Below are 14,567 nucleotides of genomic sequence, written 5' to 3' on the forward strand. Positions count from 1 at the left end.
ATGACGCTCAGTGTCGAGCATGACCTCTCCGCCGAGACGGCGGAGACGCCGGCCCCGGCTCCCCGACGGCGCTCCCGCTTCGTCCGGAGCCTGCGCCGCTACTGGCAGCTGTATCTGCTGCTGCTGATCCCGATCATCTGGTTCATCATCTTCCGCTACGTGCCGATGGCCAACGCGGTGATCGCGTTCAAGAACTACAACCCGATCGACGGCGTCTGGGGCAGCCCTTGGGTCGGCTTCGACAACTTCGCCAACCTGTTCCGCAACCCGGTCTTCCCGCGGCTCGTCGGCAACACCTTCCTGCTGGCGGGCTACACGCTGATCGCGAGCTTCCCGCTGCCGATCATCCTCGCGCTGGCCCTCAACGAGGTGCGGCTGCGCTTCTTCACCCGCACGGTGCAGCTCGTCACCTACGCGCCCTACTTCATCTCGACCGTCGTGGTCGTGTCGATGACGATCCTGCTGCTCTCGCCCAGAGTCGGGCTCCTCGGCCGCACCCTCAGCTTCTTCGGGGCGGGCCAGGTCGACCTGCTCGCCGACGCCGACTTCTTCCGCCACATCTACGTCGCGACCGATATCTGGACCACCACCGGCTACTCGGCGGTCATCTACCTCGCCGCCCTCGCCTCGGTCGACACCTCCCTGTACGAGGCCGCCAAGATCGACGGGGCGACCCGCCTGCAGAAGATCTGGAACGTCGACATCCCCGCCCTCCTCCCGACCGCGACCATCATCCTCATCCTGGGTGTCGGCAACATCATGGCGATCGGGTTCGAGAAGGCCTTCCTGCTGCAGAACGCCCTCAACCTCTCGACATCCGAGATCATCCCGACGTACGTCTACAAGACCGGCATCCTGAACGCGAACTTCAGTCTGGGAGCGACGATCGGGCTCTTCAACGCCCTGATCAGCCTCGTGCTGCTGCTGGTCGTCAACGGCGTCTCCAAGCGAGTGACGGGAAACGGACTGTGGTGACCACGATCAACACCGAGGCGCTCCTCACCGAGGAGATCGTCGTCGCGAAGAACAAGAAGCCACGTCGTCGGCGCGACCCGCTCACGCGCGGCGTGAAGGTCAAGGAGACCAGAGCCGATCGCGTCTTCATCGTCGCGGCCTACATCCTGCTCTCGGTCTTCCTGTTGGTCGTGCTGCTGCCCCTGCTGAACATCGTGGCCAGCTCCCTGTCGAGCCCGCAGGCCGTGTCGTCCGGCCGTGTGCTGTTCTGGCCGGTCGACTTCACCTTCCGCGGCTACGAGGAAGCGCTCCGCAACCCCGCGATCCTCCGCGGCTTCGGCAACTCGATCTTCTACACCGTGGTCGGCACCGCGATCAGCGTGCTCGGCACCGTCGCGATCGCCTATCCGCTGTCGCGCATGCAGCTCGTCGGACGCAAGGTCATCACCGGCGGCGTCGTCTTCACGATGCTGTTCAGCGGCGGCGTCATCCCCATGTACCTGGTCGTGCAGTCCCTCGGACTGCTCGACACCCGCTGGTCGATGCTGCTGCCCAACGCGATCGGCGTCTGGCAGGTCATCATCGCGATCGTGTACTTCCGCTCGGCGGTGCCCGACGAGGTCTACGAGGCCGCCCAGCTCGACGGCGCGAGCGAACTGCGCATCCTCTGGACCGTGGTGCTGCCGCTCGCGAAGCCGCTCATCGCCGTGATCGCGCTCATGTACGCGATCATGCAGTGGAACTCCTACTTCGACGCCCTGCTCTACCTGCGCGATGCCGACCTGCAGCCGCTGCAGCTCGTGCTGCGCGGCCTGCTCATCCTGAACGATGCAGGCGGCGGCGGTGATGTCGCCGAGCAGCTCCGCCGGCGCGAGCTGGCCGACCTGCTCCGTTACTCCACGGTCGTGATCGCGACCATCCCGATGCTCGTCGCGTACCCGTTCGTCGCGAAGTACTTCAACAAGGGCATCATGGTCGGCGCCGTCAAGGGCTGACCCCCACAGACCCACCACATCACCCATTAACCGGGCAAAGGAGATTCCGGCAATGAGACACAGCATCATCAGAGGGGTGGCCGCCGCAGGCGTGCTGGCCCTGGCGACGGCGGCACTGGCCGCGTGCACGTCGCCGAGTGACGACAACGGCCAGCTGGTCGCGTTCGGTCCGCAGGGCGACAACGGTTCGCTCAAGGACAACGCGTTCACCCAGCTGGTCGAGAAGAAGTTCGACATCGACTTCGACTGGCAGACCACGACCTACGACGGCAGCGTCGCAGGCGAGAAGCGACAGGTCTCGCTCGCGAGCGGCGACTACCCGGACGCGTACTTCCTCGTGCCGTGGGTCGACGCCTTCTCGCGCAGCGAGGTGCTCAAGTACGGGCAGCAGGGCGTGCTCGTGCCGCTCGAGGACCTCATCGACGAGTACGCGCCGAACCTCAAGAAGCGCTTCGAGGAGAAGCCCGATTGGGAGCAGTCGGTCACCGCCCCCGACGGGCACATCTACGCGATCACGCAGTTCACCGAGTGCTTCCACTGCACCTACCCGTCGAAGCTGTGGATGAACACCACCTGGCTCGACAACCTCGGCCTCGAGGCGCCGACGACCACGGAAGAGCTCCGTGAGGTGCTGCGAGCGTTCAAGAACGACGACCCGAACGGCAACGGCCAGGCCGACGAGGTCGCGCTCAGCGCCTCGGCATCCGAACCGGTGATCAACTACCTCATGAACGCGTTCACCTACGCGCCGTACGGCAGCCCGTCGAGCCCGCCGCCCATGGTGATGGACGACGGCAAGGTCGAGCTGTCGGCGACGTCCGACGGCTGGCGCGCGGGACTGCAGTACATCGCGTCGCTCGCCGAGGAGGGGCTGATCGACACGGCATCCTTCACGCAGAACGGCGACGCGCTGCGCGCGCTCGGCGACAACGCGGATGCCGAGATCCTCGGCGCCGCCGCCGTGCTGCACCCGTACGAGATCGTCACGGCGGACTCGCCCGACGGACGCGACAAGCACTACGACGCGGTCGCGCCGGTCAAGGGCCCCGACGGCACGCAGTTCGCCACCTACCGGGATCAGGTCAGCCCGCTCGGCATGTTCGCCCTCACGAACAAGTCGACCGAGGACGAGCGCATCAAGGCGATCAAGCTCATCGACTACCTGGTGACCGACGAGGGCGACCGACTCGGCGCGATGGGGCCGGAAGGCGACGCCTGGGTCCCGGCCGAGGACGGCGACATCGCCCTCGACCCCGAGCTGGAACCGACCTTCAAGCCGCTCACCTACGACGAGACGTCCAACGCCTCGTGGCGCTCGATGGGTCAGTACTGGGACTCGCTCGAGTACCGCAACTCGCAGGTCGTACCCGAGGACGTCTACTCGCCCGACGGCTACGAGCGCCGTCTGCTCGAGGCGTCGCAGCTGTACGAGCCCTTCGCGCCCGACGAGGACCTCCTGTTCCCCGACGGCAGGCTGTGGCCCGACCCGGACACCTCGGCGGAGATCGCCGAGCTCCAGACGAACATCGCGACCTACATCACGCAGGCGCAGGCGGAGTTCGCCACCGGGCAGCGCGACATCAACGACGACGGAGCCTGGCAGGCGTACATCGACGACCTGAACGGTCTCGGCGTCGAGCGCTACCTGGAGCTGGAGCAGGCCCTGTACGACGCGCTCTGATCACGAGAGCGGTGACTGCCCGGCGGGATGATCCCGCCGGGCAGTTCTGCGTGCCGGGGGCGGATGCGGGAGCGGGGTCGGATGCCGCGCGCGAAGACTCAGCGCACGAGGGACTGGATCGCGGCCGCCGCGGCGCCGCGGGCCCAGTCCTCGAAGGTGTGCGGGCGCACGACGATGCGGCAGCGCGCGGCAGCCCCGAAGGCATGCGCCTCGAAGGCGCTGCGCAGCGTGGCGTCGTAGAGGTCGAAGTTCGAGACGCCCTCGCCGCCGATGATGACGAGCTCAGGCCCCGTGAGGTTGACGAGGGTCGCGATGGCCGTGCCGATGATGGCCGAGGCCTCCTGGAACGCGTCCTCGGCGGCCCGATCGCCACTGTGCGCGAGACGCACGGCCTCGTCGATCGCGATCTCCCGCCCGTGCGCGGCCGACACGGTCGCCTCGATCGCGGCGGTCGAGGCGACGGCTTCGACACAGCCCTGGCGTCCGCACGGGCAGATCCGCTGCGGGTCGGCGAGCGGCAGGTGGCCGATCTCGCCGGCGACGCCGTAAGCACCCGTGACGACCTGGCCGTTCAGATGCAGTCCGCTGCCGATGCCGCGGCCGATCGTGACGATCGCGAACGATGCGGTGCCGAGCCCCACCCCGAACCAGTGCTCGCCGACGGTCAGCGCGTGCACGTCGTTCTCGAGGGTCACGGGCCTGCCGAGCCGCTCCTGCAGGCGCGCGCCGAACGGCTCGTCGCGCCAGCCCATGATCGCCGATTCCCGCACGACCCCCGCCTGCGTGTCGACGTCGCCGGAGACCGAGACGCCGAGACCGGCGATCGCGGTGGAGCGGTCGCCGAGGGCGGCCTCGAGCACGCCGACGACATCGACGATGGCCTCGAGGACGGCATCCGGATCGTGCTGCGGAAGCAGCCGGCGCTCGACCGCGAGCACGGCGGTGCCGAGGTCGGTGGCGACCGCGATGATCTCGTCGACGTTGACCTTCACGCCGAGCATGATCATCGCCTCGGACACGATCGAGACGGGAGCGACCGGTCGCCCGGGGTTGCCGTCCCGGTGCGCGGCCGGGGGCGCGTCGACGAGGCCCGCGGCGACGAGCGGCGAGACGGCCTTGGTCACGGCGGCCTGCGAGAGTCCGGTGTGCCGCGCGATGTCGATGCGACTGATGGGACTGCGCGTGAGGATCGTCGCGAACACCTTCGACCCGGCATCCGAAGCGGAACGGATCAGGGAGGTGCGTGCGGCGGTGTCGTGGTCCATCGAAGTCCTCAGTCGTTATCGGCTACGGTAGCGAATCCTCAGGCCCGCCGCGCGGAAGGCGAGGCGGCCGGTGCCAGGTGCGTCGCTGCGAACTCCAGCGCGTTCTCCTCGTCGAGGTCGCCGCCGGCCTCGTGGCCGTTGTACGGCCAGAGCACGATCTGCTTCTCGCCGCCGTACGCGGTGAACGCCGGAAGGACGGATGCCGGGGGCGTGATGCCGTCGCGCAGACCGGTGCTGAGGATCGCGGGGGCCGTCGCGCGCTTCGCGTGGTTGACGCCGTCGAAGTACCGCAGCGTGTCGAGCGCTGCCGCGGTGTCGAGTCGGCGGTCGGCGAAGTACTGCGTGAGGAGCGCGTACGGCTCCTCGGCGCTGAGGTCGGCCGCCCGGTTCAGTTCGCAGAGGAAGGGCGCCTGGATGATCGCCACCGCGAGATCGGGTACCAGGCCCGCGATCGCGAGGGCGATGCCGCCGCCCTGGCTCGCTCCGACGACGCCGACACGGGCGGCGTCGACGGCATCCAGCGATCGCAGCGCCTCGACCGCACGCACGGCGTCGGCGTAGACCCGCCGGTAGTAGTACTCCCGCGGCGAGCGCAGTCCTCGGGTGAGGAAGCCGCCGGCCGAGGGGCCGCCCTCGGGGTGGTCGTCGTCGGTGTCGCCGTGCCCCTGGCCTCGCGCATCCACCACGAGGTGGGCGTAGCCGGCGGCGGCCCAGCGGAGGTCGCGCAGCGCGTGCCCGCGTCCGTTGCCGTAGCCGAAGAACTGCACGAGTCCCGGCAGCGGTTCGGTCGCGTCGCGCGGCATCCGGAGCCACGCGCGGATGCGCGTGCCGCCGAAGCCGCGGAACGTCACCTCGTAGACGTCGATGACCGTGAGTCGGGTCTCGCGGGGCTCGATCGTGACGTCGAGGGGAAAGCGCCGGGTCTCGGCGAGCGTCTCGGCCCAGAACGCATCGAAGTCGCTCGGCTCGGTCTGGGTGGTCGGCATGTCGACCGTGGCTGTCTCACCGCGCATCCGCTGATCCTCCCACCACGGTGTCGGCGAGGTCGCGCACGGGCACGTCGAACACCGCTCCCGCGGAGATTGTCACCGACAGCCGGACGCCGTCGTGCTCGATCACCACGTCGCGGTCCTCGTCGAGCCGGTTGCGCACCTGCGCCTCGCGCAGCCGTCCGTCGCTCCAGGCGAGGTCGACCTCGAGACCGGTGCGTGCGCGGAGTCCCTGCACATCGCCCTCGCGCCAGTCCGACGGGAGCGCGGGCAGCAGCCGCACGACTCCGCCGTGACTCTGCACCAGCAGCTCGGCTATCGAGGCCGGGAACCCGAGGTTCGCGTCGATCTGGAACGGCGGATGCGTGCTGAACAGGTTCGGCAGCAGCCCACCCCACTCCGAGCCGTCGACCGGGCCATGCCGCATGGCATCGCCGTCGAAGGCCGTGAAGGCCTCGTCCAGCAGCGAGGCGGCGGTCTCGCCGTCGCCCATCCGTGCACGCAGCGCGACCTTCCACGCCCACGACCAGCCCATGGCCCCGGGCCCGCGGGCGTCGAGCAGACGGATGCCGGCGTCGAAGAGCTCGGGAGTGCGCTCGCGCGTGGTCACGTCGAGCGGATGGATGCCGATCAGCGGCGTCATGTGCCGATGGAGAGGCTCGACCTCGACGACATCGGCCGACCATTCGCCGATGCGTCCGTCGGCGCGGATGATCAGCGGGGCGAGGTGCGCGAGTGCCTCGTCGAGCTCGGCACGCAGCGCGTCGTCGTCGACCTGCAACACGTCGATCGCCGTCCGCGCGCGCTCGAAGAGGCTCTGCAGGAGCAGGAGATCGGATGCCGACGTCAGGCCGATCGCCGTCCCTTCGCCGTCGGCGGCGAAGAAGGAGTTCTCCGGAGAGGTCGAGGGCGAGGTGCGCAGCCGACCCTCGGCATCCGGCACGAGCCAGTCGAGACCGAACTCGGCGGCCCCGCGCAGGAGCGGCCAGATGCGGGTGCGCAGCAGATCGCGGTCGCCGCCGAACTCGTACGCATCCCACAGGCTGTGCGTGAGCCACACGCCACCCATCATCCAGATCGCCCAGCTCGGAGCGCCGTGGCCGCCGCCGACCGGGAGCGCCCAGCCCCACAGGTCGGAGTTGTGGTGGCCGACCCAGCCGCGCGCGCCGTACAGGTCACGGGCGACGTCGGTGCCATTGCGCGCGAGCTTCTCGACCATGCCGAGCAGCGGCTCGAACGCATCGTCCATGCCGAGCACGGGAGCGGCCCAGTAGTTCATCTCGGTGTTGATGTTGATCGTGTAGTTCGACGACCAGGCGGGCTGCAGCTCGTCGTTCCAGATGCCCTGCAGGTTCGCCGCCGGCCCTCCGCTCCGCGAGCACGACGCGAGCAGGTAGGCGCCGAACTCGGCGATCACCGTCGCCTTCAGCGCCAGGTCGGATCCGTGCAGGATGTCGCGGTCGACATCCCACGTGCCTTCCCGCCGGCCGCCGATCGCGAACCTCGCCGGAGTCGCGCGCCGACGATCGGCCGCATGCTCCTCGAACAAGGTCGATGCGTCGCGGTGGACCGCGGCATCCGCCTGTTCCCTGGCGTGGTTCCGGATCGTCTCACGCGAGGCGATCCGCCCCTCCTCGTCTTCGCCGGCCCACCACGACGCGGCGCGGGACGATGTGGAGAGGGCGATCAGCAGCCGGCGGGCTCCGCGGAACGTCACGCCGTCGGGCGTCCGCTCCGCGAGTCCATCGGTGTTCCAGCCGACGGCGACGGCCGCGAAGGCGTCGAACGCCTCGGAGTCGTCGCCGGCGTAGGTCAGGGGCGATTCGACCGCCTCCTCGTGCAGCGGGGCGCCGTCGATCGGTGCCACGACGTCGAGGGTCATCCCGGTGAGGTCGGGCAGCACGGTCGACCCCGCGTCATGCAGGGGCGTGCGAAGGGAGACGGATGCCGTGAACTCCGCATCCGCCGTGATCTCGATGATCAGGGCCCGGGCGGGCGCCGAGACCCAGGATCGCCGGACGACCGTGCCGCCGGGGATCGTGAGGTTCTCGGTGACCGCCGCCTCGTCGAGGTCGAGCACCCGGGCGGGGGCGACCGCCACGGCATCCTCGATGCGCACGTCGAGGTCGGCGAGCGGCAGGAACTCCTGCGAGTACGGGCCTTCGAAGGCCATCAGCAGGTCCTCGGCCTCGCGGGTGCGCCCTTCGTCCAGAGCGGCGCGGACGCGGGCGAGGCGCTCGGGCCCTGCCCCCGCGGCGAGCACGTCGCGCAGGGCGTCAGCGGGCCCGTCGGGGGTGCCCGACCAGACGGTCGCGTCGTTGAGCGCATAGCGTCCTGACGCTCCGCCGAACAGCATCGCGCCGATGCGGCCGTTGCCCAACGGGGTGGCCTCGTTCCAGTTCGATGCGGGCGGATTCCACGCCAGACGCAGCGTTCCTGCGGGGCGAGGACGGGTCTCAGGATGGGGACGCGGCATGGTCTTCCTTGACGAGATGGCTGCTTGCAATACGAGACTAATCGTGATTATTTACCGGTGTCAAGTAATTGGCGGCCGATCCGATGCTGGACGGAGCAGTCGCCTGCCGAACCTTCTGGGGACCGCGTGAAGACGCGCGGGGTTCACCGTCGAACCGCCATGAGAGGAAGACATGATCCACAACGATCGACCGACCGCGAGGCTGCGATGGCCGGCCGTGCTGGCCGCCGCCGCACTGGCGCTCGGCATGGGAACCGCCACGGCTCAGGCCGCCGAGACCTCGGCTGCCGAGACATCGGCATCCGTCCCGCCCGCGGCATCCGCGGCGACGACGGTCGCCGCCACCGCGAAGCCGGACGAGCCACTGGGCTCCCGCCCGTACATGGGCTGGAGCAGCTACAGCATGCAGGTCTACGCCGGCAACGGCCAGGCCTGGATCAGCGCCGACCAGATCCTCGCGCAGTCCGACGCCATGCACGAGAAGCTGCAGAAGTTCGGCTACGAGTACATCAACATCGACGCGGGCTGGAACGGAGGCGTCGACGGGAACGGTCGCCCGGTGCCGAGCACGACGCTCTATCCCGATGGGCTGCAGTCCGTCATCGACCACGTGCACGCCAACGGCCAGAAGATCGGGCTGTACTTCATCCCGGGCATCTCGGCCGAGGTGTACGAGGCGGAGCTGCCGATCGCCGGAGCACCCGAATGCACCACCGGCGACGTCGTCAAACGTCCCCTCCAGCAGGCCGACTACTGGGGCATCGGTCACCGCATCGACTTCTCGACCCCCTGCGGCCAGGCGTACATCGACTCGATCGCCGACATGCTCGGCGAATGGGGCATCGACTTCGTGAAGTTCGACAGCGTCACGCCGGGATCCGGTATCGGCGACCTGTCGATCGACGCCCGTGACGATGTCGCGGCATGGTCGCAGGCGCTCGAGCGCAACAACATCTGGTTCGAGCTCTCCTGGGCTCTCGACATCCGCTACGCCGACTTCTGGAAGGAGTACGCGAACGGCTGGCGCGTCGACTGGGATGTGGAGTGCTACTGCGAGAACGAGGCGCTCACGACCTGGGACAACATCTCACGGCTGTTCCCGAAAGCCGCCGACTGGTGGCGTCACGCCGGCCCCGGCACGGGGTGGAACGACTTCGACTCGCTCAACGTCGGCAACGGCACGATGGACGGCTTGACCAAGGACGAGCGGCGCACCGCGGCGACGTTCTGGGCCGTGGGAGCGGCGCCGATGTACATCGGCAACGACATGACGAACCTCGACGAATACGGCCTCGAGCTGCTGACCAACAAAGAGGTCATCGCGGTGAACCAGGCGGGGCGGCCCGCGCATCCGGTCTCGACGGCGACGCCGCGGCAGACCTGGTACGCGGTGAACTCCGACGGGTCCGTGACGGTGGCCGTGTTCAACCTCGGACGCACGGATGCCGACATCACCGTGCCGTTCGCCGACATCGGCATCGACGGCTCCGCGAAGATCCGCGACCTGTGGCGCAAGAAGAACCTCGGCAGCACGACCGGCGAGTTCGTCGCCGAGGACGTGCCGGTCCACGGCACGCGCCTGTTCACCTTCACGCCCGCGAAGAAGAGCACGATCACGCTGAACGACGACGACGCGCGCCTGCGCTACGACGGCGACTGGAGCCGCAACGGCGGCTACGAGGTTCCGGCACGGTCGCAGGCGCTGACGGTGTCGGTCTTCGACTCGGCGCAGGGCGGCGAGGCGCCAGAGACCGGCGCCTCGAACGTGGTCAGCGTCAACAACGACGGCCCGGGCATCGTGTACGGCGGCACCTGGAGTCGGAGCGCCGGCCGCGGCATGGGCGACTACCAGGACGACGTGCAGTACAGCGAGGCGGACGGATCGTCGTTCGAGTACTCGTTCGTCGGCACCGGCATCGACTGGGTGACCGAGACCCACTCCTCGCAGGGCGAGGCGGATGTCTATCTCGACGGACAGCTCGTCGACACGGTCGACACGTTCCTGGCCGACGGTCGCGGGGTACAGCAGGTCGTGTACAGCGTGCGCGATCTGCCGAACGGCAGTCACAACCTGAGGGTGGTGAAGAAGTCGGGCCAGTTCATGCTCCTCGACAAGCTCGACGTCATCCAGGAGGGCGTGCTCGATGTCGACCACGTGGCGTTCGACCGATCGGACCCGGCAGATGCCGTGGTCACGCTCGGACGCGACCCGGGCGAGCTCGTCGGCGTCTTCCGGGACGGCACCGCGCTGGTGGCGGGAACCGACTACACGGTGGATGGGCGCGAGGTGGCCATAGGTGCCGCCCTGATCGGTTCATTCGCCGACGGCGACACGGCGCTGGAGTTCCGGTTCCGCGGCGACCTGCGCGACGACGTGCACTGGACGGCCGCGGACGGCGCGTCGGTCTCGCTCGACTTCACCGGGTCGAAGGTCACGCTCACGGGTGCGATCGCACCCGATCAGGGCACGGCCGAGATCTACATCGACGATGAGCTGGTCGACACGATCGATCTACACGGCGACGCGCGACTCACCCGTCAGGAGCTGTTCACGAGCGGCGACCTGCGCAAGGGCGAGCACACGATCCGCATCGTCAAGACGTCGGGAGACGTGCTGCGGATCGACGGGCTGTCGTACGTGACCCGCTGAGAGAACGAGGGCCGCGACAGGAGAATGCGGGGTGGGCGGGGTCTCCCCCGTCCACCCGCATTCCGGGTCGCCTGTGATTACTTCTTGAAGGCGTCCTTGACGTTCTCGCCGGCCTGCTTCACGTCGGACTTGGCCTGGTCGGCCTTGCCCTCGGCGACGAGCTTGTCGTTGTCGGTCACGTTGCCGATCGCTTCCTTCGCCTTGCCGGCGATGTCCTGAGCGGCGTTCTTGATCTTGTCATCGAGTCCCATGGGGAGCTCCTTTCCTTGGTGGTGATCATGACGTCGGGATGACCCCCGACGCCTTATCGACGTGCCGCGCAGCGACCGGCGATAAGTCTGGGATGGGCGGATGCCGGTCAGCGACGCGCTTTCTCGAGCGCCTTCCGCGCGGCCTTGGCAGCCTTCTCGGCCTTCTTCTGCCGCTCCTTCTTGGCCTTGGGGTCGTTCCACATCCGCACGAGCTGGTGCCGCACCGACTCGCCTTTGTCGATCTGCACGGTCGCCGCCCGGCTGCCCAGGATGTAGGCGACGAAGGCGATGGCGCCGATGAGGAGGATCTTGTTCTGCATGATGGCTGCTTTCCGAGTGGGTGCGGCGGACGCGGCTCAGACGAGCCGGCGCTGGTCGTGCGCGAGACGCGCACGCAGACCGGTGTGGATCGAGACGTAGGTCTCGGTCTCGCTCCCGGTCAGGGCGGCGAGGTTCGTGAGGAGACGATCGACATGTTCGACCAGCTCCCGAGGGTCGGTGTTCTGCCGCGGTGTGACGGCGACGTGCAGCACCGGCCGGCTCTTGATGTCGTTGGCCGTGACGCTCGACGACAGGATCTCGTCTCGCGTCGCCAGCGAGTTCTTCACGGCATCCGAGACGAACGACTCGGTGACGGTGACACGGCCGAGCGGGTTCTGCGCACCCGACGAACGGAGCACCGTCTTCGAGCGACGACCCGCGACGCTCGTGAGCGCCAGGATGAGCAGCACGATGACGATGACGATCGCGGCGACGGCGCCGACGCCGATCCACGACAGGTTGCCGCCCGCGATCGCGGTGGCCGCGATCGTCTGGTCGAGCCAGGTGCGGGCACCCTCTCCGCCCGACGTCCAGACGTCGGTCGCGGTGGGCCAGCTCATGATGGCGATGCCGATGGCGCCGAGACCGAGGAACAGCAGCCCGATGATGAGCAGCAGGGTGCGGTTCAACGCACGATTCGTGTTGTTCACAGCTCGTCTTCCTTCTCGTCGGGGCGGTCGATCCGAACCCGCGTGCGCACGCTCCGGGTCAACCGGTACGTCTGCAGCTCGAGTTCGGCGGCCGACTGCACCATGCTCTTGTCGAGCGGGATGCCGGCGCCGGGACGCACGGTCACGTCGACAGTGCGGTGGCCCACGCCGACAGTGATGTTCTCGCGGGCGAGACCCGTCTGATCGGACACATGCTGGGCGAGAGCGCTCGCGATCACGCCGTTGTCGACGACGACCGCACGGTCTCCGGCCTCGAGGGTGTGCTTCGACAAGCGGCCGGGAGTGATCGCGAGAACCACGAAGACCACGCCGATGATGGCGAGGACGACGCTGCCCGCGATGACGAGCCCTGCCGGCTGCGCGGTGGGGAGGCCGACCAGCCATCCGCCTGCCGCGGCGGGACCGAGGAGGAGCGCCGGCTGAGCCGCGAGGTTCAGCACGATCTCCAGCCCGATGTAGGCGAGCGCCAGGATCAGCAGGATGACCGCGACGAAGGTCGCGACGGTGCGCGGCGAGTGCGTCTCGCGTCGGACGACGCGACGCAGAACCGGGGTGCTCATCGCACTCGTCTCCTTTCAGGGATGGTGGCGCCGGTGATGGTGAGGTTGATACGCGTCACGTCTCGGCCGAGGATGCGGGAGAGACTCTGCTGCAACTGCTCCTGCAGCTGGCGCGCCCGGTCGAGGACCGGCATGCTCTGGGCGATCGCGGCGGTGTCGTCGAGATCGGGGACGGGAAGCGGCGTCGCGATGCGGACGGCGATGCCTCCGGGGTGTTCCGCGACATCGACCTTCACGTCACCGCGGGGCACACCGATCAGGGTTGCGGACGCCTGCTCGGTGACCGTGCGGTACACGCGCTCTCTCACGTCGATGCGGCCCGGGACGGCGTCCCCTCCGGTGGCGACCCCCGTGGGGCCGCCACCGGCGGCGAGGTGCTGGTCGACGCGCATCAGGAGGTGCGCCGCCCTGTGAAGGCGTCGGCGAGACCGCGAACGTCGATCTTGCCGGAGACGATCCGGCCGACGATCGCGCCGATGCCGGCGAACAGGGCCATGAGGAGGAACCCCCAGAACCCGAACAGCAGCGCCGCGAGAGCGAGGAGGGCGCCGATCAGGGCGCCGGTGGTGGTGGGGGTCATGAGACTCGCGACTCCTCGTTCTCCTGGTTGTCGGTGCCGGGCACGTGCACGTCGTTGACCTCGACGTTGACCTCGACGACCTCGAGGCCGACGAGACGGGTGATCGCACCGGCGACGGCGGCGCGCACATTGTTCGCGACCTCCTGGATCGGAGCGGGATACTCGACGACGATGGTCAGCTCTGCGGCGGCCTGGGTCTCGCCGACCTCGACCTTGACGCCCTGCGAGAGGTCGGTCGCGTTGATCACGTCGCGGATCGCGCCGAAGGCACGTGCTCCGCCGCCTCCGAGGGCGTAGACGCCGGCGACCTCACGAGCGGCGATACCGGCGACCTTGGCGACCACGCCGTCGGCGATGACCGTCTTGCCCGCGGCATCCGCGTCCGCAGGGATCCGCGACGTCGAGAAGCTCGAGGAGCGGTCCACGCGAGAGGCGGAGGCTGCCGGCTTCGGAGCGGTCGCGGTCTGAGCGAGCTCCTTGTCGGCGGGGGTGGCGGGGGTCTTCTGGTCCTGGTTTGCCATGACGGGTCCTATCTCGATCTGTGGGCCGACGATGAGCCCCCGTGGGCTCCTGCCGGGAGCGATCGACTCGCTCACAGGTAAGACGCGTGCACCCGCCGATTCGTCACGAAAAGGTCTGAACTTTTCTCTCCGGCCCCTTTCATCCGTCTCGTTCGTGGGTAGTGTCATCCCATGACATCGATGTCCTCGCGGCGCATCGCTCTCAGCGCCGGTCTCGCCGCGAGTCTCCTGGTGGTCGTCTCGGGCTGTGCGAGCGCGCCGGCGAACGTGCCGAGTGTCGCGACGTTCGAGATCGAAGGCCAGCGCTTCAAGATCGAGCTCATCACCCCGGAACTCGTCGAGCATGCCGAGCGTCTTCTCGCCGGCGAGGAGGTGGCGAACATCCCGGTCGGGCGCATCGTCCGCGGCGACCCGTCGGTCAATGAGCCCTGGTCCTGGCACATCGACCCCGCCACGCTCGAGTTCGCCGACTTCACCACGGAGGTGTGCGACGGGCTTCCGGAGTATGTGGAAGACCGCACCCTCACGAGCGACACGTACTGCCCGTGGCTGGCGAAGGTCATCGCCGTCGAACCGACGTCGACGTCTGACTGAGCCGCTGCGGCACGCGCGGCCGCTCGTCTCCCTCGCTGAGTCACAATCCGTCTGAACCA

Annotated in this window: 15 protein-coding genes; 5 read left to right on the plus strand and 10 right to left on the minus strand. The window is 68.6% G+C overall.

Going from position 1 to position 14,567, the window contains the following annotated elements:
• From LC452_RS04625 to LC452_RS04635, 3 genes are read left to right on the plus strand one after another with little or no spacing between them, the layout of a single operon-like run.
• Complete coding sequence (locus LC452_RS04625) at positions 1 to 975, plus strand: sugar ABC transporter permease (RefSeq protein WP_223622855.1); 975 nt, start codon at positions 1 to 3, stop codon at positions 973 to 975.
• Positions 972 to 1,949 (plus strand): carbohydrate ABC transporter permease, encoded by a 978-nt coding sequence (locus LC452_RS04630; protein WP_223622856.1) that lies wholly within the window; start codon positions 972 to 974, stop codon positions 1,947 to 1,949. Before LC452_RS04625 ends, LC452_RS04630 begins: the two co-directional genes overlap by 4 nt.
• Positions 1,950 to 2,001: 52 nt before the next feature.
• The gene (locus tag LC452_RS04635) at positions 2,002 to 3,630 is read left to right on the plus strand and encodes an extracellular solute-binding protein (protein ID WP_223622857.1); all 1,629 of its coding nucleotides are present in this window, start codon (positions 2,002 to 2,004) and stop codon (positions 3,628 to 3,630) included.
• Positions 3,631 to 3,728: 98 nt separating this feature from the next.
• On the opposite strand, the gene LC452_RS04640 is transcribed toward LC452_RS04635, so the two are convergent.
• Genes LC452_RS04640 through LC452_RS04650 form a run of 3 tightly spaced genes read right to left on the minus strand, consistent with a single transcriptional unit; the run spans position 3,729 to position 8,360 of the window.
• A complete protein-coding gene (locus tag LC452_RS04640) occupies positions 3,729 to 4,895 on the minus strand; it encodes an ROK family transcriptional regulator (protein ID WP_223622858.1) in 1,167 nt (388 codons plus the stop codon).
• 38 nt (positions 4,896 to 4,933) lie between these two features.
• Positions 4,934 to 5,908, minus strand: a complete 975-nt coding sequence (locus tag LC452_RS04645) for an acetylxylan esterase (protein WP_223622859.1) — start codon at positions 5,906 to 5,908, stop codon at positions 4,934 to 4,936.
• Positions 5,898 to 8,360: a glycoside hydrolase N-terminal domain-containing protein gene (locus LC452_RS04650; RefSeq protein ID WP_223622860.1), complete on the minus strand. Its 2,463-nt coding sequence runs from the start codon at positions 8,358 to 8,360 to the stop codon at positions 5,898 to 5,900. The genes LC452_RS04645 and LC452_RS04650 overlap by 11 nt, the downstream gene beginning before the upstream one ends.
• A 172-nt stretch (positions 8,361 to 8,532) precedes the next feature.
• On the opposite strand from LC452_RS04650, the gene LC452_RS04655 reads away from it, so the two are divergent.
• On the plus strand, positions 8,533 to 11,010 hold the full coding sequence (locus LC452_RS04655; RefSeq protein ID WP_223622861.1) for a X2-like carbohydrate binding domain-containing protein: 2,478 nt from the start codon (positions 8,533 to 8,535) through the stop codon (positions 11,008 to 11,010).
• Between the two features lie 77 nt (positions 11,011 to 11,087).
• On the opposite strand, the gene LC452_RS04660 is transcribed toward LC452_RS04655, so the two are convergent.
• The 7 genes from LC452_RS04660 to LC452_RS04690 all read right to left on the minus strand — a co-directional run bounded on the left by LC452_RS04660 (position 11,088) and on the right by LC452_RS04690 (position 13,914).
• On the minus strand, positions 11,088 to 11,261 hold the full coding sequence (locus tag LC452_RS04660) for a CsbD family protein (RefSeq protein ID WP_136054733.1): 174 nt from the start codon (positions 11,259 to 11,261) through the stop codon (positions 11,088 to 11,090).
• A gap of 107 nt (positions 11,262 to 11,368) precedes the next feature.
• Positions 11,369 to 11,581, minus strand: a complete 213-nt coding sequence (locus LC452_RS04665) for a hypothetical protein (RefSeq protein WP_223622862.1) — start codon at positions 11,579 to 11,581, stop codon at positions 11,369 to 11,371.
• A 36-nt stretch (positions 11,582 to 11,617) separates the two neighbouring features.
• On the minus strand, positions 11,618 to 12,232 hold the full coding sequence (locus LC452_RS04670; RefSeq protein ID WP_223622863.1) for a hypothetical protein: 615 nt from the start codon (positions 12,230 to 12,232) through the stop codon (positions 11,618 to 11,620).
• Positions 12,229 to 12,813: a DUF6286 domain-containing protein gene (locus LC452_RS04675; RefSeq protein WP_223622864.1), complete on the minus strand. Its 585-nt coding sequence runs from the start codon at positions 12,811 to 12,813 to the stop codon at positions 12,229 to 12,231. The genes LC452_RS04670 and LC452_RS04675 overlap by 4 nt, the downstream gene beginning before the upstream one ends.
• Positions 12,810 to 13,205, minus strand: a complete 396-nt coding sequence (locus LC452_RS04680; RefSeq protein WP_223622865.1) for a hypothetical protein — start codon at positions 13,203 to 13,205, stop codon at positions 12,810 to 12,812. Before LC452_RS04680 ends, LC452_RS04675 begins: the two co-directional genes overlap by 4 nt.
• Positions 13,205 to 13,393 carry a DUF2273 domain-containing protein gene (locus LC452_RS04685; RefSeq protein ID WP_223622866.1) on the minus strand — a complete coding sequence of 63 codons (189 nt, stop codon included), beginning with the start codon at positions 13,391 to 13,393 and terminating at the stop codon, positions 13,205 to 13,207. The genes LC452_RS04680 and LC452_RS04685 overlap by 1 nt, the downstream gene beginning before the upstream one ends.
• Positions 13,390 to 13,914, minus strand: coding sequence for an Asp23/Gls24 family envelope stress response protein (locus LC452_RS04690; protein ID WP_223622867.1), 525 nt, complete (start codon positions 13,912 to 13,914; stop codon positions 13,390 to 13,392). Before LC452_RS04690 ends, LC452_RS04685 begins: the two co-directional genes overlap by 4 nt.
• A gap of 171 nt (positions 13,915 to 14,085) precedes the next feature.
• Here LC452_RS04690 and LC452_RS04695 point away from each other — a divergent pair, with 171 nt between their 5' ends.
• Complete coding sequence (locus tag LC452_RS04695; RefSeq protein ID WP_223622868.1) at positions 14,086 to 14,508, plus strand: hypothetical protein; 423 nt, start codon at positions 14,086 to 14,088, stop codon at positions 14,506 to 14,508.
• Positions 14,509 to 14,567 lie beyond the last annotated feature (59 nt).

Origin of the sequence: Microbacterium sp. EST19A (assembly GCF_019969685.1) — a bacterium.
Classification (GTDB): Bacteria; Actinomycetota; Actinomycetes; order Actinomycetales; family Microbacteriaceae; genus Microbacterium.